The following is a 19,633-nucleotide window of genomic DNA, read 5'->3' on the forward strand; positions in this document are numbered from 1 at the left end:
ATCCTCAAGGAACCCGGGCTCTTACACAGTGCTGTTGGATAACTTCGGAGCTGCCGTTTTATGTAAAGCGCGTTGCCCGGTGAAAACTGCAGCCAATGCAATCGTATCGGCGTTTCTGTACATCATTTTTTCCCTGTATCGCCCACCTTTGATGATGCCGTGCTCAACAATGAAGCGAATGCGGGTACCGAATAATGACACCATCGTATTGTCGTCAAGTGCACCCGCAGCAATCCTGTCGGCAATTTGTTGGATGAGTTGTTCTCCCGGTATCCTGGCGGTGATTTCAGTCACTTCCCTGTTGAAGTTCTCTACATTGAATTTTCCCGACAGAAAACCTGATTGACCGGGAGGGTTCAAATAATAAAAAAATCTTCAGTGCCAAGTTCCAAATGGGAAAGCTCATGAATAATAGTTCTCGCCCTCTGTAAGGGGTTACGCTCAAAAAAAATCGGAGTGAAAAAAATTCGTTTATGTTCATCTCCGGTTACGGTTCGAGCTATGACTCCGCGTCTTGCAGCGTTGGAGTTAACGAAGACAATCTGATCACTCAACGCGCCCCCTTTTGCATGCAATTTCGCAGCATCAATCAGCGTTTTAAAGTCGCTAAGTAGTTTGGTAACAGAGACTAGAGAACCCTGAAACACCTTTTGAAGCATTTTCGAGACTGTCATCGGCTTCGCCTCCATGTTCCAACGACCGTGATGCTGATTCCAATATATCCAAAGCCAATTCAAACGCTTGATCCAATGCCTCCAGATGCTCGACTTCGGCGTCAACGCGACCTCGCACAGCGATTTCGAAGTTTTCCAAGGTCTGTTTCTCGATATCATCATCTCGACCACTGTACAAACCTAACGTGTCACTCAGCGCAATCGGATTGTTCTTCACCATGCAAAACAGGTTAAGCCCATCTGCTATCCCAGCCGGATCCGGATTAATCCATCGCTGCACCCAAGGCGCGTAATACCTGAACCCGTAGTAATACAAACCAGTAGCATCGCGCTCTTTACCCGAATAACGCACAAACTTGTAACTGGCCTCAACCTGCGAACGGCCCATCCACCAAGCGGTTCCGCCATAGGGGTAATATCCTTCATAGCTGATTACCTTGCCTTGTCGATCCAGTTCCAGCGTGCTGCTGCCCAAGTGGTCGTCCAGACTGAAACGTAGCTGGTCTTCTTCGATTTCATCCGGCTGTCCGCGCTCCCAGTGCAGGAGTCGCACGCTGCTGCGTCCCGCTTGCAGACTAATCACCTGCAGGATTACAGCAGTACCGCTCACACCCTCAGTACGTATTTCCAACCCCGGCAAATAGCGCACTTCGGCCGTGCGAATCACACTGGCGGCATGCGCACGCCTAACTTTGCGCAAGCGCATACCCGGAGCGTCATAAACGTAACGCTCGCTGTCGTTGTCGCCCGCACTGCGCGCTAGCAGAGTGACGGCATCCAGTTGATTGCGCGCTGTCCACACCATCGGCTGGCCAGGCGCAAGAGACCGCAGATTGCCGTTGTCATCAAAACCCGCGTCAAAATCCGGGGCTTTGCCTTCCACCCGTTTCAGGCCTCAATTGCTGCGCGTATCGATGTCCATGAAGTGGGTGGGCTTAGCGCTGTGACGCTGCTCCAGCAGATTACCGCCCGCGTCGTAAGACCAACTCTGGCGGTAGTTGCGCAGTTGTGAAGGAGCGGGCGGCGAGATCAGTTCCGGCAGCACCGAACTGTGGGCCGCCGTTGCCACTTCGCGGCCCGTGGCGCTGATCATTTGATACATCGAGTCATAGTGATAGCGGTTGACGGGGTCGATTCGCTGATTGGCAAACCAGCGAACAGGTTGCGACGCATCCGCCATACAGACAATGTTGCCCACCGGGTCGTGGTCGTAATGCAAGCCTTGCACTTGATGCTCACCCCGGACGGCCAACAACTGCCTAAACCGGCCATTCGCGGGATCGTAAACACTGGAACTGATGACACCGTTGCCCGCTATTTCGCGTTCAACCTGGCCAAAGGCGTTGTAAGCAATTTCACTGACCAGCGTTTGCTCTGACTTGCCCGCCACCGTCAGCGAGGTGCTGCGCGACTGCCCTGCAACAGTGTAGGCGTGTCTGCGGATGTGGCTTGCAGCATCCGTTTGCTCAAGCAACATATTTGTGGCGTCGTAACGCCAATGAGTCAGATAGGTCGCGGCTGGCTCCTGCTCAAGCAAGGCATCTTGGTGCTGTTCGTCGATCGGCCAATCCGGCTGATCCAGCTCAGCCAGAAAACGCCGTGACTCGTTGATCGGTTGCCCCTGCAGGCTGTAACCCTTCATTTCCCGCACGCCGGCAGTGTCAGCATGGCGAATCAGTCGACCGCAGCGGTTCAACAGATTTGCATCGGATGCAGCGGGTGCGTAGTACAGGCGTTCAACAGTCTGCGGGGCAGCATCGGCATTGGCTTGCTCAACGCTCAGTGGCCTGCCCATCAGATCGTATTCCACACACGTCGTGTTCCCGGCTGCGTCCCAGCGCTGTCGGACCTGCCCTGCTTCATCCTGCAAGGCCAGTCGCCAGCCCGCATCCACACTGAGCGTCACCAGGGGCGTGCCGGACAAACCGGGAATTACTGCCTGCGAAGCGAGCGGCTGCATCCCCGCCCCCAAACGAGCATCCCAATTCGCCACGGATCGTCCGACCACGTCAAACGTTTCCCGGGTCCTGCGCGTTGCAGGCAACTCGGCACTTGTTTTGCGATAATAGGCAACAGAGGCAACGGCTAACCCTCGGGGATCGCAGATTGCCAATGTCGGAGTGTGTCGATGCAGTTCGTGGCCGGTTTCCATACCTGATCTCTCAGTGCGCAGTCACTGCAGGTTAGTCGAGCCGTGCTCAGGCTGTCGGGTATCAGGAACAATTTGGCTATTCGTCTCGCCAGCACGCGCCCTGCCCGCTGATCCTCGCGCAACCCCAGCGAGCGGCTCATTCCACCACCCCAATGTCGAACTCCAGTGGTTTGGCCGGCTTCTGTCCGATCCCGTACCAGTCCAGTTTGCGCGTCAGCACCATGAACACGCCCAGCAGGCCGAACAGCAGCAACGAGCCCATCAGCAACGCGTAATCTTCGGCACTCAACAAGCCGTAGAGCAAGCCATACAGCGCTGCCAGTCCCGCCGAAAAACATAGACCGTGACGTACGCTGCGCAAAACATGGCAGACGTAAAAACCAATCAACAACACGCAACCACTTGCCGACATTAGATACGCCAAGGCGAACCCGAGGTGTTCGGAGAGTGACAACAACAAGAGGTAGAAAAACGCCAGGGCCACCCCGACCAGTGCGTATTGCACCGGGTGCACCGCCAGACTTTTCAGCACTTCGAAGAGGAAAAAGCCGGCGAAGGTGAGGACGATGAACAGCAGCGCATATTTGATCGCGCGGTCGCTTTTCAGATACTGATCAACCGGGTCGATGAAGCTCACGCCGAAGCTGCGAGCGTTGAACGCATCACAGGTGTTGGTAGACACGCAGCGCACCAGGGCTTCTTGCAGGTTGGTAGAGAAAAACGTGGTCTGCCATTCGGCGGTGAAGCTTTGATCGGTGATCTCACGCTGGACCGGCAGGTAGTTGCCGATGAAGCTGGGGTGCGGCCAGTTGGCGGCCAGCGAGACTTTGCTGGTTTTGCCCACCGGCAGCACTTGCAGCTGGCCAGTGCCCTGCAGACGCAGGTCAAAACCGAAGGTCAGCTCTGTGACCTGCGCCGCGTTCAGCGCCGGCAACGTCACGTGCACACCTTCACCCAACCAGCCCACCTGGCTGCCAGGGAGGAAGTCCAGTCGCTGATCGTTGAGTTCCAGTTTCAGCGCATTTTCGATGCCGCGTATGTCGCTGATGCCCACCGCGAGGAATGGCTGATCGAACTGGTAATCGGCAAAGTCCTCCTTGATGCCCAGTTGAGCCGGGACCGAAAAGTGCCCGCTGATGCGGTTGTCGGCGTGGAACAGACGCGCTTCGTAAATGCCCCGTTTGCGCAGTTCGGTCTGGACCTGGCCATCGAGTTCGAAACGCTCCGGCAGGAAATATAGACGTCCGCGCTCCTCGCCAACCTCCTGATAACGCTGGTTGGTTTTTTCGTTGAGCTTCCAGGTGCGCAACACCTTGCGATACGGCACCACCATCAGTGGTCCGCTGAGTTGCTGGCTGTAGCTGGAGCTGCGGGCAATGTCTTCGAGCACACCATCGCGCAGTTGCTGGCGGTCGTTGATCAACCCGTTGATCATTAACAGCGGGATCAGTAACAGCAGAATCAACAGCGCGATGGCGCCGAGTTTCAAGGTCAGATTTCGGTTCATGGGACTCTCCCTGTTTGGATGGGGAGAGTCTCGGATGGACGTGTGGGCGTTATGTGTGGGGAATGTGGAGATTATGTGGAGACTGCTCCACCCCCTTGGTGAATCCTCCCAGTCCTATTTCGTGCAAGTCAGCCGTGAGTACTTCGGCGGCTCCAGCAGAATGCCGGGTGTCATGTAAGTCGAGCAATTAAATTTGTGCCCTTTCGCCGTGGTGGCTTCAAAGGTCAGCTCCGTGCCACCCAGAAAGTCCGGCGTGCCTTTTTTGACAGGGCCCATGGTCATTTCATCCGTTGAGGCCAGGCCCAGGGCCTCGGCCGTCACTTTGTGCATTTGCAGCACGTTGGGGTTGGTGGCGCAGCCGGTCAGCCCGGTGGTCACTATCAACAGAAATGAAGCGGCGACTGATTTGTTCATGCTCACTGTTCCCTGATAACTCGCGGTTGGCGCAAATCGCACTCACTGTGCGGTCTCCTTGTCGCCTCGAAGTTTAGGGATGAGCTGAGAGCGCAACAATTGGCTGCCGGAAATCAGGAAGGATCCTATTGCTGAAAGTCTTGTGCCTGTCAGCTACGTCCTACGAGTCGCAACGTAACCTCCACCCCGCCCTCGACGTTGGCGATGCGCAAATCGCCGCCATGCAGCTTCACCACCTCTTCAACGAAATTAAGCCCCAGCCCCGTGCTCTTGCGCCCGCTGTCCGGGCGCGGCAATGAATAGAAACGCTCGGTCAAACGTGGCAAGGCGTAATCGGGGATCGCGTCTGTCTCGTTGAACAATCTGACTTCTATCTGCGCTCCCGTCCGCTCGGCACTGAAGCGCAGCACGCCGTAAGCGGGGGTGAAATCCAGCGCGTTTTCCAGCACATTGCCCAGTGCCTGACGCAGCAGGAAAGGCTCACCGATGATGTTCAGATCCGCTGCGATGGTTTGCTCGACACGCAATCGCTTACCCTCGATTCGCGCCGTCTGAGCGGCCATCAATTCGCTGACCAACGCTGCCAGTGGCACCGCAGTCCGTTCCTCCAGTCCCTGCCGTTGTTCTACTTGAGCCAGATTCAGCAGACGTTCGATCAACTGCTGCATCCGCCGGCTTTCGCTGTCGATGTTGCTGACGAATCGCTGCCGTTGCGCCAGCGGCATTTCACTGTGCAGCAATTCCGCCGCACCGCGAATCGCTGCCAGCGGGCTTTTCAGTTCATGGGTCAGCGTGTGCACGTAACGCTCGACATAGGCCTTGCCTTCCAGCTGCGTGCGCATCTGCTCGACTGCTGTTGCCAGTTGCTCCAGCTCACCGCCGCGATAGTGCGGCACCTCGACTTTGCGCCCTTCGCTCACCGCTTGCGCATAACCGGTCAGCCGTCGCAGCGCTGCGCTCAACCACCACGACAACAGCGCGCCGAACAGCAGGCCAAGGCCAATCAGGCCGGCGCCGTAAGCCAGCAAGCGCCGTTCGGTGCGATCGACATAGGGCTGCAAGGAACTGTTGGGTTTGGCCACGGTGACCACGCCGATGATTTTCCCGTTATCACGAATCGGCGCCCCGACGTGCATCACCGAGGAGCTGGCATCCTCGGGGTCACTGCGGCTGGAGCGGGCGCCGTACTCGCCGCGCAAGGTCAGCAGTACGTCGTTCCAGCGCGAGTAATCCTGCCCCACCGCGACGCCGCTGGAATCGAGCACCACAATGCCTTTGGCGTCAGTGACGTAGATCCGGTGATTGACCTGGTTTTTCGGCAAGCCCCAGATAGTCGCGCGTGGCTGGCGTTCACCGTAGGCTTTGAGCAACTGCGGCCAGCGATTCTGATTGAGCGTACCGGCCTTGAAATCGTCACGCAGGATTTCGGCCATCAGGTTGGCGGTATCGACCAGGGTTTCTTCGGTGGACTGGCGCACGCCCGGGCGTATTTCTTCCATGACGGTGTTGAGCACGAAGTACCCGGTCAGGCCGATAAACAGCACATAGACCAGAAAAATCCGGATGCCCAACGCCATCAGCTGTGGACCGGACTGTAGCTGTAACCGAGGCCGCGATGGGTCTGGATCGGCTCGGCGTCCGCGTTCACCAGGCGCAGTTTGGCGCGCACGCTTTTTATGTGACTGTCGATGCTGCGTTCGTACCCGGCATCGGCGGCGACGCCCAGTGCATCAAGCAGTTGCTCGCGGCTGAAGACGCGTTCGGGTTGTTCGAGCAAGCACTGCAGCAGACGAAATTCGTGGCGAGTGAGGGTCAGCAATTGACCACGATAGCTGATCTGCACCCGTTCGCTGTCGATGCGAAACAACGCTATCCCAATGTCGGCTACAGCGCGCGGCGCCATGCGTTTGAGAATGGCCCGAACCCGCGCCGCCACTTCACGCGGGCTGAACGGCTTGACCACGTAATCATCGGCGCCGATTTCCAGGCCCACCACACGGTCGATTTCGGCGTCACGGGCGCTGAGGAATATCACCGGCACTTCGCTGAAACGCCGCAGCTGCTTGCAGGTTTCGAAGCCGCTGATGTCCGGCAGGCCAATGTCGAGAATGATCAGGTCGGCCGGGGTCTGGCGCTGATGGTCCAGCGCCGCCGCGCCAAGGCTCAGCCACGTGGTGGTGAAGCCCTCGCCCTGCAAGGCGAAAATCAGGGTGTCGGCAATCGCGGCTTCGTCTTCGACAATCAGGATATGAGGCATGGCGTCCGAGCCCGACAGTAAGGTGGGCGAACGGTGCCTCAAGGCTGATACGCCGTCAATCAGCAGTCGGGTTTGTCTGCCGTGTAGCGACGCGCCGGGTTCACGGCGGCGTCGAATTCGCGCAGAGCCTTGGCGCCGATCAGCAAGGGGTAATTGAAGCTGCTGCGGTCGGTGAGGTTAACCTCGACCGTGCGTTTCACCTTGCCCAGGCACAGTTCCAGATCGACAACCGGACGCTTGGTGGGCTCGGCGCCTTCCTTGTCGTCCTCGTCTTCCTCGGAGCGGGCCTTGATCTTGCTGATCCGCGCGACTTTGTGTTCGTAAACCTTGTTGCTCGCGCCTTTGGTGGCGAGGCGGAAACGCACCCATTCATCGCCGTCGCGGGTGAAGGTTTCGATGTCCTTGGCGGAAAGCGATGCGGTCAGCGCACCCGTGTCCATTTTGGCTTTGAGCACTTCACCGCCGATTTCCGGCAGGGCGATGTATTCGTAGCGACCGTACAGGGTCGGCTCGGCGGCCAGCGCCGGCAGAGCCACGAGGGTAAGCAGTGCGAGGAGGGATTTCACGTGATCGGTGTCCTGGGAAAGTGAGCAGCGGGATTTTAGACCGTCAGCGGGGAATTCGTTCGTTTCTGAGTTCGCTTCGCGGGCAAGCCACGCTCCCCACGTTTCGTGTCGTACCGTAATTCTGTGGGCGATACAAAAAACTGTGGAAGCGTGGCTTGCCCGCGATGAGGCCGGACCAGTCACCGGAGCAATGTGATCTGAGTGGCGTCGAAATATACCGCGACAAACGTGAAACATTCGTCACCAACGATTTGGCCTCCCGCCCCAAGCTGCTTATCATGGCGCGTCTACAAGCTTTCAAGAGTTACCTATGCGCCGCCTGCTCACCGGCTGTTTCGTTACCTTGCTGCTGTTGCTCAACACCCTGCTCCTGATCGGGCCGCTGTTGGTGTTCGCCCTGCTTAAACTGGTGTTGCCCGGTCGCTATCGCGACGACGCCTCGAAGGCGGTGATGTGGATTGCCGAGACCTGGGCCGAGGTCGACAAACTGATCTTCCGCCTGTTCATCCCCACGCAATGGGACATCCGCGGCGGCGATGATCTGCGCCGTGACACCTCGTATCTGGTCATCAGCAACCATCAATCGTGGGTCGATATCCCGGCGCTGATCCAGGCACTCAACCGGCGCACGCCGTTCTTCAAGTTCTTCCTCAAGAAAGAACTGATCTGGGTACCGTTCCTGGGACTGGCCTGGTGGGCGCTGGATTACCCGTTCATGAAGCGCTACACCAAGGCTTTTCTGGCGAAAAACCCCGAGCTGGCGGGCAAGGATCTGCAGATCACCAAAGCCGCGTGCGAGCTGTTCAAGCGTCAACCGGTGACGGTGGTGAATTACCTCGAAGGCACCCGCTTCACCGCGATCAAAAGCAACCAGCAGCAATCGCCCTTCACCCATTTGCTGAAGCCCAAAGCGGGCGGCGTGGCGTTTGTACTGGCGGCAATGGGTGAACAGCTGGACGCCATTCTCGATGTGACCGTGGTCTATCCGCAGCAGAAGATTCCGGGATTCTGGAACCTGATCTGCGGCGTCGTGCCGAGGGTGATCATCGACATCAAAACCCGTGAACTCGACCCGGCGCTGTGGCAGGGCGATTACGAAAACGACCCGTTGTTTCGCGGGAAGGTCCAGAACTGGGTCAACCAGCTCTGGATCGAGAAAGATCAGCGTATCGACGCCTTGCGCGCCGAACGCTGTTGAATCAACTGCCGGTGCCGGCGCCCCAGATGCCGCCGAGGCTCTGCAGCAGCGAGCCGCCGACGCCCTGCTGACCGAGGTACTGCAAAAGCACCGGGGCAAACTGGCCGATCATGCCGCTGTCCATGCCCAACGCGCTGAAAGCGTTGTTCAGGTCATTAGTGTCCTTGACGGTGCCCAAGGCATTTTCCAGCCCGGCAGTCTTGGCGGACGAACCGAGCAAGCCGCTCAACGCCGCCAGATTACCGCTGCCGCCCGACAGTTTGTCGATGCCCGGTACGCTCTTGGCCAGTTCGGAATAATCGGTACTGCTGAGCTGGTTTTTCGCCAGCCCCAACATCGCACTGGTGCCGCCGACGGCCTGCTCTGGCGAGACCTTCAACGCACTCAGCGCACTCAGCAGACCTGCCGTCTCCGGGGTTGGCGCCACAGCCGCAGCCTTGTCGCCGCCCTGCATACCGGCTACCACCCCGGCGACATCGTTCAGGTTGAACTGAGCAAAGACCGGGCTGGCCACCAGAGTCATCAGCGAGGCCAGTGCAAAACCGCGTGTAATCTTCATTCAGACATCCTCTTTTAGCCATGAAACCGCCCGGCTAGGGGCGGCAAAACTGCGGTTTGGACCGGGTATGGCCCGGCATGTTCCTCAGAACGACCGCCGATTGTCGCCGTGATCAAAACAAAAACGGCGACCCGAGGGCCGCCGTTCAGCATTGCACGAAGTCTCAGGCCGCACTGAACATCTTGTGCGGATCAATCACAAACTTCTTCGGCACGCCCGCATCGAACTCGCCATAGCCCTGCGGTGCCTGATCCAGGCTGATCACCTGAACGCCCACCACTTCGGCGATGTTGATACGGTCCCACATGATCGCCTGCATCAGCTGGCGGTTGTACTTCATCACTGGCGTCTGCCCGGTGTGGAAGCTGTGGGATTTCGCCCAACCCAGGCCGAAGCGAATGCTCAGACTGCCCATTTTCGCAGCGGCGTCTACGGCGCCCGGATCTTCGGTCACATACAGGCCCGGGATACCGATTTTGCCGGCCACACGAACCACACCCATCAACGAATTGAGCACCGTGGCCGGAGCCTCGTGTTTCACGCCGTCATGACCGTGGCCGCGCGCTTCGAAGCCGACGGCGTCGACGGCGCAATCCACCTCTGGTTCGCCCAGCAATGCGGCGATCTGTTCGTGCAGCGGGGTATCGAGCGACAGGTCGGCGATTTCGAAACCCTGCGCTTTGGCGTGAGCCAGGCGCACGGTGTTGACGTCACCGATGATTACCACTGCCGCGCCCAGCAATCGCGCGGAAGCGGCAGCCGCCAGACCAACCGGACCGGCACCGGCGATGTACACCGTGCTGCCCGGGCCAACGCCCGCGGTCACCGCGCCGTGGTAACCGGTTGGCAGGATGTCGGAGAGGCAGGTCAGGTCGCGGATTTTTTCCATCGCGCGATCGCGGTCCGGCAGTTTCAGCAGGTTGAAGTCGGCATACGGCACCAAGGCGTATTCAGCCTGGCCGCCGGTCCAGTCGCCCATATCGACGTAACCGTACGCTCCGCCCGGACGTGCGGGGTTGACGCTGAGGCAGACGCCGGTGTGCATTTCCTTGCAGGAGCGGCAGCGGCCGCACGCCACGTTGAACGGTACGGAGACCAGATCGCCGATTTGCAGATTCTCGACGTCGCTGCCCTTCTCGATCACTTCGCCAGTGATTTCGTGACCCAGCACCAGACCGGTCTGAGCGGTAGTCCGGCCGCGCACCATATGCTGATCGGAACCACAGATGTTGGTGGAAACTACGCGCAGGATGACGGCGTGTTCGATCTTCCTGCCGCGCGGATCCTGCATTTTCGGATAGTCGATATTCTGTACTTCGACCTTGCCAGCGCCGAGATACACCACACCACGATTGCCAGACATGCTTTCACCTCGCTGTTGTTTTTATGTAGCGGTCGCGTCGCCCTGGAGCGGCGGCGCGTTGATTGCTCTGGGTGTTGCCTGTGTGATTTGTGTTGTCTGTCAGGGCCTCATCGCTGGCAAGCCAGCTCCTACAGGGATTCGAGTGAACACGGGATTTGTGGGCAGACACAAAACCCTGTGGGAGCCAGCCTGCTGGCGATGGCGTTTTAAAGAACAACCGTTCTGTTGGCGTTCAGAAACACCCTTCTTTCAATGTGATAACCAACAGCCCGGGCCAATGTCAGCCCTTCGATGTCCCTCCCCTTGGCGATCAAATCCTCCGGGTAATGACTGTGGTCCACCACCTCGACGCCCTGGGCGATGATCGGCCCTTCGTCGAGGTCGTTGTTGATGTAATGCGCCGTCGCGCCGACCAGCTTCACGCCCTTGTTGTAAGCCTGGTGATAAGGCTTGGCGCCCTTGAAACCGGGCAGCAGCGAGTGGTGAATATTGATTGCCTTACCGTCGAGTTTGCGGCACAGCTCTGGCGACAAAACCTGCATGTAGCGCGCGAGGATCACCAATTCGGCGCCGGACTCTTCAATAACCTGCCAGACCTGACGCTCCTGCGACGGCTTGTCGTTCGGGTCCAGCGGGAAGTGGTGATAAGGAATCTGGTGCCAGTCGGCCAATGGTTTGAGATCCGCGTGATTGGAGACCACGGCGGCGACGTCCATCGACAATTGGCCGATGCGCTGGCGGTAGAGCAAATCGTTGAGGCAGTGATCGGCCTTGGAGACCATGATCACCACTTTCGGGCGGTAGTTGGGTTCGGTCAGTTCGAAGAGCATGCCGAATGCTTCGCCGCGTTCAGCAAGACCTGCGCGGAAGGATTGTTCGTCGAAGCCATCCGGTTGGCGAAATTCCACGCGAATGAAGAAGCGGCCGGAGAGCCGGTCATCGAACGAGTGGTGCTCGGTGACGTAGCAGCCCTGCTCGAACAGAAAGCGCGTGACCGCGTCCACGGTGCCGAGGACGCTTGGGCAATCGGCGGTCAAAATCCATGTGTCTGGGGCGCGGCTCATAGTGCGGTGACTCCTGGGAGATCGGTAGACAATGCGTTCTCCTGTGAGAGCGAGCCTGCTCGCGATGGACGTCAACGATGACGCGTATTTCCTGATTTAACGCGTCGTCCTCGAGTCCTTCGCGAGCAGGCTCGCTCCCACAGTTGACCGCCTCCATGGCGGGTAGTGATCAGGCCTGGACGCTAAGGCCGTACTCAGCCGACGCATCCTGCAACCACAACCACCAGTAATCCGAGAAGCTGCGACGAATCAATAATTCCCAAGTGTCTTCAGACGTGTGGCGGATCACCAGTTGCGACTTGGCGAACACCGTGCCGACGGCTTTACCCACGGGAAAACTGTTGGGGTGCACGTCGTAGCTGGTGGATTTCATCAACACCTGGCGCACATTCGGGCCGCTCAGCTCCAGGATCTGCTGGCCGCCGCTGACGTTGGTGATCGCGATGTGCAGATCGCCCAACGCTTCACGCAGTTTCTGCTCGGTGGCGAATTCTTCGCCGGTCGGCACGATCAGCAGCCATTCATCGGGGCCCATCCATTGCAGGCTGGTTTCGCCTTTCACAATCACGGTCAGCGCGGCGGGCAATTCGATGCCCAGCGCCTCGTGCACTCCTGCGGCGAACGCGGCATCGTGGCCATCGCCCCGGATAGTCAGGTGACCAAGGAGTTTTTTCTCACGCACGATTACACCGGCGCTTTTGCGACCCTTACCGACCAGGCTGGCGAGGTCGGCATGGTGCAGAGATGATTCGGCTTTTGCGCCGGTGGTCGGGCGTTGTTGGTACACGTTGGCTGCGGTCATAAAGCACCTTTCCTGAATTCTGCTGGAACCTGTAGTGGCTGAGCCTCCGCTTTCGCGAGCAGGCTCGCTCCCACAGGGAAACGCGTTCAAATGTGGGAGCGAGCCTGCTCGCGAATAGCCGCCCATCCACCGTTCTCGAGGCCATCAAACATTCTGGCGATCACCCTTCGGATCGAAGAACACCGAAGAAACAATCTCCGCCTCAATCACGCTGCCATCCGCCAGCGGCGCAAACACGCGCTCACCGATGCGCTTCAACCCGCCCTTCACCACCCCCATCGCAAACGAATAACCCAGCGAGTTGTGCAGGTAGCTCGAGGTGACGTGGCCGACCATCGTCATCGGTATCGCCTGCTGGGTTTTGAACACCAGTTGCGCGCCTTCCGGCAGCCACTTCGCCGGATCGATCGGCTTCAGGCCAACCAGTTGCTTACGCTGATCCTTCAGGCAATCTTCGCGATTCATCCCACGCTGACCGATCCACGAAAACGGTTTGGTGCGACCGACGCACCAGCCCATGTTCAGGTCGTCCGGGGTCATCGAGCCGTCAGTATCCTGACCGACAATGATGAAACCCTTCTCGGCCCGCAGCACGTGCATGGTCTCGGTACCGTACGGCGTCAGGTTGTACGGCTTGCCAGCCTCGACGATTTTCTCCAGCACGCCCATCGCGTAGTCGGCCTGCACGTTGACTTCGTACGACAGCTCACCGGTGAACGAAATGCGGAACACCCGCGCCGGTACACCGCCCACCAGACCTTCTTTCCAGGTCATGAACGGGAACGCTTCGTTGCTCAGGTCAATGTCGGTCACGGCGCTGAGCAGCTTGCGACTGTTAGGCCCGGACAGGGTCATGGTCGCCCAGTGATCGGTCACAGAGGTGAAGTACACCTTGAGGTCCGGCCATTCGGTCTGATGATAGATTTCCAGCCACTGCAACACGCGTGCAGCGCCGCCGGTGGTGGTGGTCATGACGAAATGATTGTCGGCGAGACAGGCAGTTACACCGTCGTCGAAGACCATGCCGTCCTCTTTGCACATCAGACCATAGCGCGCCTTGCCCACATCGAGCTTGGTCCAGGCGTTGGTGTAGATGCGGTTGAGAAACTCGCGCGAATCCGGGCCTTGAATGTCGATCTTGCCGAGGGTCGACGCGTCCAGCAGGCCGACGCTGTCGCGCACGGCTTTGCATTCGCGTTTGACGGCGGCGTGCAGGTCTTCACCGTTTTTCGGGAAGTACCACGGACGCTTCCACTGACCGACGTCTTCGAATTCGGCACCGTTTTTCACGTGCCAGTGATGCAGCGCGGTGTGACGCACGGGCTCAAAGATGTGCCCGCAGTGACGTCCTGCCACCGCGCCGAAGGTTACCGGCGTGTAGTTCGGACGAAACATGGTGGTGCCCATCTGCGGGATGGTCACGTTCAACGAACGGGCGGCGATGGCCAGCCCGTTGACGTTGCCGAGCTTGCCCTGATCGGTACCGAAGCCCAGCGCGGTGTAGCGTTTGACGTGCTCGACCGACTCGAAACCTTCACGGGTCGCCAGCTCGATGCCGCCGGCGGTGACATCGTTCTGGAAGTCGACGAATTGCTTCGGCGCGCGTGCAGAGTTCTTCTCGTGCGGCACCTGGAACAGCGCCAGCGTCGGTTCTTCGAGACGGCTCAGGGCCTTTGGCAACGTGCCTTCAACCACACTGAAACCGGCTTCGCTGGCCGCGCGAGCGCCGCCTTCAAAACCGTCCGCCAGCGAATCGCCAAGGCCATAAACGCCGTTGATGCCACCCACGCACACGCGTTTCTGCGGTGCTTCGCCCGGTACAAAACCGAGGATGTCTTCACGCCAGATCGGCTTGCCACCCAGGTGCGAGGCCAAGTGAACAATCGGGCTGTAACCGCCGGAGCTGGCAACCAGGTCGCAATCGAGCCATTCACCCGGGCTGGTCACGGCGTGCGCTTTGACGTCGATCGCGGCGACACGGGCTGCGGTCACGCGTTTGGTCCCGCGGGCTTCAATGACGGCGCTGCCCGTGAGGATGCGGATGCCTTTGGCGCGCGCTTCTTCAACCAGTGCACCGCGCGGATTGCTGCGCGCATCGGCGATCGCCACCACTTGCAGGCTGGCGTCGAGCCAGTCCAGCGCCACGCGGTAGGCGTGATCGTTGTTGGTCGACAACAGCAGTTTTTTGCCCGGCGCCACGCCGTAACGGCGTACGTACGTCGAGACAGCACCGGCGAGCATGTTGCCCGGCACGTCGTTGTTGCCGTACACCAGCGGACGCTCGTGAGCGCCGGTGGCAAGCACCACGCGCTTGGCGCGAACGCGGTGAACGCGCTGGCGCACCTGGCCGATCGGTGCGCGATCGCCGAGGTGATCGGTAAGGCGCTCGTGAATGGTCAGGAAGTTATGGTCGTGGTAACCGTTGACGGTGGCACGCGACAGCAGCAGCACGTCGGGCGTGTTTTTCAGTTCGTCGATGACCGTGGCGACCCATTCTGCGGCCGGTTTGCCGTCGAGGCTTTCACGCGAATCGAGCAGGCTGCCGCCGAATTCTTCCTGCTCATCGGCAAGGATCACTCGGGCACCGCTGCGCGCAGCGGCCAGTGCAGCGGCCAGACCTGCAGGGCCGGCACCGACGATCAGCACGTCGCAGTGCTGGTTCATGTAGTCGTAAGTGTCCGGATCGTTCTCGGTCGGCGAGCGGCCCAGGCCTGCAGCCTTGCGGATGTATTTCTCGTACGTCATCCAGAACGATTGCGGGTACATGAAGGTTTTGTAGTAGAAGCCCGGCGGCATCAGCTTGCCGCCGACCTTGCCGAGAATCCCCATCATGTCGTTGTTCACGCTCGGCCAGCCGTTGGTGCTCGTGGCGACCAGCCCTTGGTAAAGCGCTTGCTGAGTGGCGCGCACGTTAGGGATCTGCGTGGCTTCAGTCGCGCCGATCTGCAGGACTGCGTTCGGCTCTTCGGTGCCGGCGGCAAAAATCCCGCGTGGACGCGAATACTTGAAGCTGCGGCCGATGATGTCGACACCGTTGGCAATCAGCGCGGCAGCCAGGGTATCGCCCTCGAAGCCTTTGTAGGTCTGGCCATTGAAGGTGAAGCTCAGCACTTTGTTGCGGTCGATCCGTCCGCCGTTGGACAGGCGATTGATCTGGCTCATACCTTCTCTCCCAGAGCCGTGGCGGCCGCTTTCGGGCTGTCGGTCTTGTCGGTGAATTGTGGCTTGGTGCCGATCTTGTAGGTTTCGAGAATCTCGTAAGTCACGGTGTCGCGCGTCGCGTTGAAGTACTGACGGCAGCCGGCGACGTGATCCCACAACTCGTGGTGCAGACCGCGCGGGTTATCGCGGAAGAACATGTAGTCGCCCCACTCCTCGTCGGTGCAGCTGGCCGGGTCCAGCGGGCGCGGGATGTGCGCCTGGCCCGACGCGTGAAATTCCTCTTCGGAGCGCAGTTCGCCGCAGTGAGGACAGAAGATATGCAACATAGGGATTTCTCCTGTTAGTGGGCGACCGCAGCAGCGCCGTGTTCATCGATCAACGCACCGTTGTGGAAACGGTCGATGGAGAAAGGTGCGGCCAACGGGTGCATTTCACCCTTGGCCAGACTTGCGGCAAACACGTTGCCCGAGCCGGGTGTTGCCTTGAAGCCACCGGTGCCCCAACCGCAGTTGAAGAACATGTTCGGGACCGGGGTTTTCGAGATGATCGGGCAAGCATCGGGCGTGGTGTCGACGATGCCGCCCCATTGACGGTTCATGCGCACGCGGGACAACACCGGGAACATCTCGACGATGGCTTGAATGGTGTGCTCGATCACCGGGTATGAACCGCGCTGGCCATAGCCGTTATAGCCGTCGATGCCGGCGCCGATCACCAGGTCGCCCTTGTCAGACTGGCTGATGTAACCGTGCACGGCGTTGGACATGATCACGCTGTCGATAATCGGTTTGATCGGCTCGGACACCAGCGCTTGCAGCGGGTGGGATTCGATCGGCAGGCGGAAACCGGCGAGTTTGGCCATGTGCCCGGAGTTACCGGCAGTTACTACACCGACGCGCTTGGCGCCGATGAAGCCCTTGTTGGTTTCAACGCCGATGCACACACCGTTTTCCTTGCGGAAACCGATCACTTCGGTCTGCTGGATCAGGTCCACGCCGAGGGCGTCGGCGGCACGCGCAAAGCCCCACGCCACGGCATCGTGACGGGCCACGCCGCCACGACGCTGGACGGTGGCGCCCATCACCGGGTAGCGGGTGTTCTTCGAGCAGTCGAGGTACGGGATTTCGTCGGCTACTTGTTTGGCATCGAGCAGTTCGCCGTCGACGCCATTGAGACGGTTGGCGCTGACCCGACGCTCGGAATCACGGATGTCCTGCAGGGTGTGGCACAGGTTGTAAACGCCACGCTGAGAGAACATCACGTTGTAGTTCAGGTCCTGCGAGAGGCCTTCCCACAATTTCATCGCGTGTTCGTACAAATGCGCCGACTCGTCCCACAGGTAGTTGGAGCGCACGATGGTGGTGTTGCGCGCGGTGTTACCGCCGCCCAGCCAGCCTTTCTCGACCACAGCCACATTGGTGATGCCGTGTTCTTTGGCCAGGTAGTAAGCCGTGGCGAGACCATGCCCGCCACCGCCGACGATGACCACGTCGTAGACCTTTTTCGGGGTCGGCGTGCGCCACATTTTCTGCCAGTTTTCGTGGTGGCTGAGCGAGTGTTTGAAGAGGCCGAAGCCGGAATAGCGTTGCATAGTCATTACTCCAAAACCGCGCTCAGCGATAAACCGGGAAGTCTGCGCACAGGGCCGTCACTTGCCGGGCAACATCGGCTTCGACGTCGGCATCGCCGAGGTTGTCGAGGATGTCGCAAATCCATCCGGCCAGCGTCACGCACTGGGTCACCTTGAAGCCGCGCGTGGTCACCGCCGGGGTGCCGATGCGCAGGCCGGAGGTCACGAACGGTGACTGTGGATCATTCGGCACAGCGTTCTTGTTGACGGTGATGTGCGCACGACCAAGGGCTGCGTCCGCTTCTTTACCGGTGAGGCCCTGACGGATCAGGCTGACTAGAAACAGATGGTTATCCGTGCCGCCGGACACTACATCGTAGCCGCGTTTGATAAATACGCCGGCCATGGCCTGGGCGTTGTCGATCACTTGTTGTTGGTAGGCCTTGAAACCGGGTTCCAGCGCTTCTTTGAAGCACACCGCTTTGCCGGCGATAACGTGCATCAACGGGCCGCCCTGACCGCCGGGGAATACCGCGGAGTTGAATTTCTTTTCCAGTTCTTCGTTGGCCTTGGCCAGGATCAGACCGCCACGTGGACCGCGCAGGGTTTTGTGCGTGGTGGTGGTGACCACGTCGGCGTACGGCAGCGGGTTCGGATACAAACCCGCCGCCACCAGACCGGCCACGTGGGCCATATCAACGAAGAAATACGCGCCTACTTTGTCAGCGATCTGGCGGAAGCGCGGGAAGTCCAGGGTCTTCGAATAAGCCGAGAACCCGGCGATGATCATTTTCGGTTTGTGCTCGACCGCCAGGCGTTCGACTTCGTCGTAGTCGATCAGGCCGGTGCTGGTGTCGATGCCGTACTGCACGGCGTTGTAGAGCTTGCCGGAAAAGCTGACTTTGGCGCCGTGGGTCAGGTGACCGCCGTGGGCCAGGCTCATGCCGAGCACGGTGTCACCGGCGTTGAGCAAGGCGAGGTAAACCGCTGCGTTGGCCTGGCTGCCGGAGTGCGGCTGGACGTTGGCGTAATCGGCACCAAACAGTTGCTTGGCGCGCTCGATGGCCAGGGCTTCAACTTTGTCGACGTGCTCGCAGCCGCCGTAGTAGCGCTTGCCCGGATAACCTTCGGCGTACTTGTTGGTGAGGCCGCTGCCCTGCGCTTCCATGACGCGTTTGCTGGTGTAGTTCTCGGACGCGATCAGCTCGATGTGATCTTCCTGGCGTTGCTCCTCGGCATTCATCGCCGCCAGCAGTGCATCGTCATAACCCTGGATCTGGTCTTGCTTGCTGAACATCGCGTCTCTCCCAGCGGCGGCGGTGCGCCATTCGTCTCGGTGAGGCACGTACCTTTCGGCAGTGCCCTTTGGATTCGATGGTATGACCGGCGCAGACAGGCCAAATGCCTACGGACGCCACGCAAAGGTGCGTTTACGACATGGCGGCGAATGGCAGGCCGGGCACAGTCTTTGAACCGGCGCAAATTCCCCGTGGGAGCGAGCCTGCTCGCGATAGCGGCTTCATATTCGACATTGATGTCGGCTGACCCGCCGCCATCGCGAGCAGGCTCGCTCCCACAGGGTTATGCGATGGCCTGTCGCACTGCGAGTAGCAGCAGAAAATGCACGGGATACAGCGCATACGCCCAGCGCCGCATGGGTGGCGGGCGCAGGGCTTTGGCGTGGCGCAACAAGAACATTCCCATCAAAGGCGCAAACAGGCAGGTGACGAGGCCCAGAATGGCGGGCGCATTGCCAAACCGTGCGGAGTGATACAACACCTCCCACTGATTCGCAGCCAGGCACACCACCCCGGGGAGCAGACTGAAAAACCAGGACCGTCTGATCACCAACAGCGTCGCCAGCGGTAGCAGCACCCCGAAAAACCCGAACATCAGGCGCTCGGAAAAAAGCGCTGCAACGATCAAGGCACCCAGCGCCAGCAGTCGCGATTGCAACGCGTGATGCTGCCAGCCCCGCGCCACCAGCAAGCCAAGCGCCAGCGTCGGCATCACGTTCAGCGTGTCGGGATCAGGAATAAACATCCGGTAAGGAATTTCGCTGATGGCGCTGAACAGCAGCAACCACAGCAAATAGCGCCATTGCCCATCTGCAGTGACTGCGCGAGGCCGCGCCAGATTCGCCGCCATCGCCAGGCAAAACCAGGGAAAGGCCAGCCGGCCCGGGACATACAGGATATCGACGGAATAACCGACATATCGCAGGTGATCGAGCACCATACTCAGCAACGCCAGCCACTTGAGCAGATCCAGCGCCCCGTCCCGCTGAGTCATGTGCATAATTGCCCGTCACCCGTGTATTTTTCTGACAGCAACATCCCGTGTGC

Annotated in this window: 18 protein-coding genes; 1 reads left to right on the forward strand and 17 read right to left on the reverse strand. The window is 59.6% G+C overall.

Annotated features, from left to right (window positions below):
• Positions 1 to 21: 21 nt before the first annotated feature.
• From DU29_RS0100510 to rloA2, 8 genes are all read right to left on the reverse strand, one after another.
• A complete protein-coding gene (locus DU29_RS0100510) occupies positions 22 to 360 on the reverse strand; it encodes a hypothetical protein (protein ID WP_028619932.1) in 339 nt (112 codons plus the stop codon).
• Positions 361 to 606: 246 nt separating this feature from the next.
• Positions 607 to 1,557, reverse strand: coding sequence for an RHS repeat-associated core domain-containing protein (locus tag DU29_RS1000000133095; RefSeq protein WP_050483046.1), 951 nt, complete (start codon positions 1,555 to 1,557; stop codon positions 607 to 609).
• A 12-nt stretch (positions 1,558 to 1,569) separates the two neighbouring features.
• Positions 1,570 to 2,634: an RHS repeat protein gene (locus DU29_RS1000000133100; protein ID WP_050483047.1), complete on the reverse strand. Its 1,065-nt coding sequence runs from the start codon at positions 2,632 to 2,634 to the stop codon at positions 1,570 to 1,572.
• A gap of 328 nt (positions 2,635 to 2,962) precedes the next feature.
• Positions 2,963 to 4,333, reverse strand: a complete 1,371-nt coding sequence (creD, locus tag DU29_RS0100525; RefSeq protein WP_028619933.1) for a cell envelope integrity protein CreD — start codon at positions 4,331 to 4,333, stop codon at positions 2,963 to 2,965.
• Positions 4,334 to 4,447: 114 nt separating this feature from the next.
• On the reverse strand, positions 4,448 to 4,747 hold the full coding sequence (locus DU29_RS0100530; RefSeq protein ID WP_028619934.1) for a hypothetical protein: 300 nt from the start codon (positions 4,745 to 4,747) through the stop codon (positions 4,448 to 4,450).
• A 149-nt stretch (positions 4,748 to 4,896) separates the two neighbouring features.
• Entirely contained in the window at positions 4,897 to 6,324 is a 1,428-nt protein-coding gene (creC, locus tag DU29_RS0100535; RefSeq protein ID WP_028619935.1) for a two-component system sensor histidine kinase CreC, read from the reverse strand.
• A complete protein-coding gene (gene creB, locus DU29_RS0100540) occupies positions 6,324 to 7,004 on the reverse strand; it encodes a two-component system response regulator CreB (RefSeq protein ID WP_028619936.1) in 681 nt (226 codons plus the stop codon). Before creB ends, creC begins: the two co-directional genes overlap by 1 nt.
• Before the next feature lie 59 nt (positions 7,005 to 7,063).
• On the reverse strand, positions 7,064 to 7,570 hold the full coding sequence (rloA2, locus tag DU29_RS0100545; protein ID WP_028619937.1) for a retropepsin-like aspartic peptidase RloA2: 507 nt from the start codon (positions 7,568 to 7,570) through the stop codon (positions 7,064 to 7,066).
• Positions 7,571 to 7,880: 310 nt separating this feature from the next.
• Between rloA2 and DU29_RS0100550 the strand changes: the two genes are divergently transcribed.
• Positions 7,881 to 8,768: an acyltransferase gene (locus DU29_RS0100550; RefSeq protein ID WP_028619938.1), complete on the forward strand. Its 888-nt coding sequence runs from the start codon at positions 7,881 to 7,883 to the stop codon at positions 8,766 to 8,768.
• A gap of 1 nt (position 8,769) precedes the next feature.
• On the opposite strand, the gene DU29_RS0100555 is transcribed toward DU29_RS0100550, so the two are convergent.
• From DU29_RS0100555 to DU29_RS0100595, 9 genes are all read right to left on the reverse strand, one after another.
• Positions 8,770 to 9,327, reverse strand: coding sequence for a DUF2780 domain-containing protein (locus DU29_RS0100555; protein ID WP_028619939.1), 558 nt, complete (start codon positions 9,325 to 9,327; stop codon positions 8,770 to 8,772).
• 163 nt (positions 9,328 to 9,490) lie between these two features.
• A complete protein-coding gene (fdhA, locus tag DU29_RS0100560; protein ID WP_028619940.1) occupies positions 9,491 to 10,690 on the reverse strand; it encodes a formaldehyde dehydrogenase, glutathione-independent in 1,200 nt (399 codons plus the stop codon).
• 206 nt (positions 10,691 to 10,896) lie between these two features.
• Complete coding sequence (purU, locus tag DU29_RS0100565; RefSeq protein WP_028619941.1) at positions 10,897 to 11,754, reverse strand: formyltetrahydrofolate deformylase; 858 nt, start codon at positions 11,752 to 11,754, stop codon at positions 10,897 to 10,899.
• Positions 11,755 to 11,923: 169 nt separating this feature from the next.
• Positions 11,924 to 12,556 (reverse strand): sarcosine oxidase subunit gamma, encoded by a 633-nt coding sequence (locus DU29_RS0100570; protein WP_028619942.1) that lies wholly within the window; start codon positions 12,554 to 12,556, stop codon positions 11,924 to 11,926.
• A gap of 144 nt (positions 12,557 to 12,700) precedes the next feature.
• Entirely contained in the window at positions 12,701 to 15,718 is a 3,018-nt protein-coding gene (locus DU29_RS0100575; protein WP_028619943.1) for a sarcosine oxidase subunit alpha, read from the reverse strand.
• Positions 15,715 to 16,044 (reverse strand): sarcosine oxidase subunit delta, encoded by a 330-nt coding sequence (locus DU29_RS0100580; RefSeq protein ID WP_028619944.1) that lies wholly within the window; start codon positions 16,042 to 16,044, stop codon positions 15,715 to 15,717. Before DU29_RS0100580 ends, DU29_RS0100575 begins: the two co-directional genes overlap by 4 nt.
• Before the next feature lie 14 nt (positions 16,045 to 16,058).
• Positions 16,059 to 17,309 (reverse strand): sarcosine oxidase subunit beta, encoded by a 1,251-nt coding sequence (locus tag DU29_RS0100585; protein ID WP_007947735.1) that lies wholly within the window; start codon positions 17,307 to 17,309, stop codon positions 16,059 to 16,061.
• A gap of 22 nt (positions 17,310 to 17,331) precedes the next feature.
• Positions 17,332 to 18,585: a serine hydroxymethyltransferase gene (gene glyA, locus DU29_RS0100590; RefSeq protein ID WP_028619945.1), complete on the reverse strand. Its 1,254-nt coding sequence runs from the start codon at positions 18,583 to 18,585 to the stop codon at positions 17,332 to 17,334.
• A gap of 284 nt (positions 18,586 to 18,869) precedes the next feature.
• On the reverse strand, positions 18,870 to 19,586 hold the full coding sequence (locus tag DU29_RS0100595; RefSeq protein ID WP_028619946.1) for a TraX family protein: 717 nt from the start codon (positions 19,584 to 19,586) through the stop codon (positions 18,870 to 18,872).
• Between the last annotated feature and the right edge of the window lie 47 nt (positions 19,587 to 19,633).

It is taken from the genome of Pseudomonas sp. Ant30-3, assembly GCF_000690905.1.
Taxonomy (GTDB): domain Bacteria; phylum Pseudomonadota; class Gammaproteobacteria; order Pseudomonadales; family Pseudomonadaceae; genus Aquipseudomonas.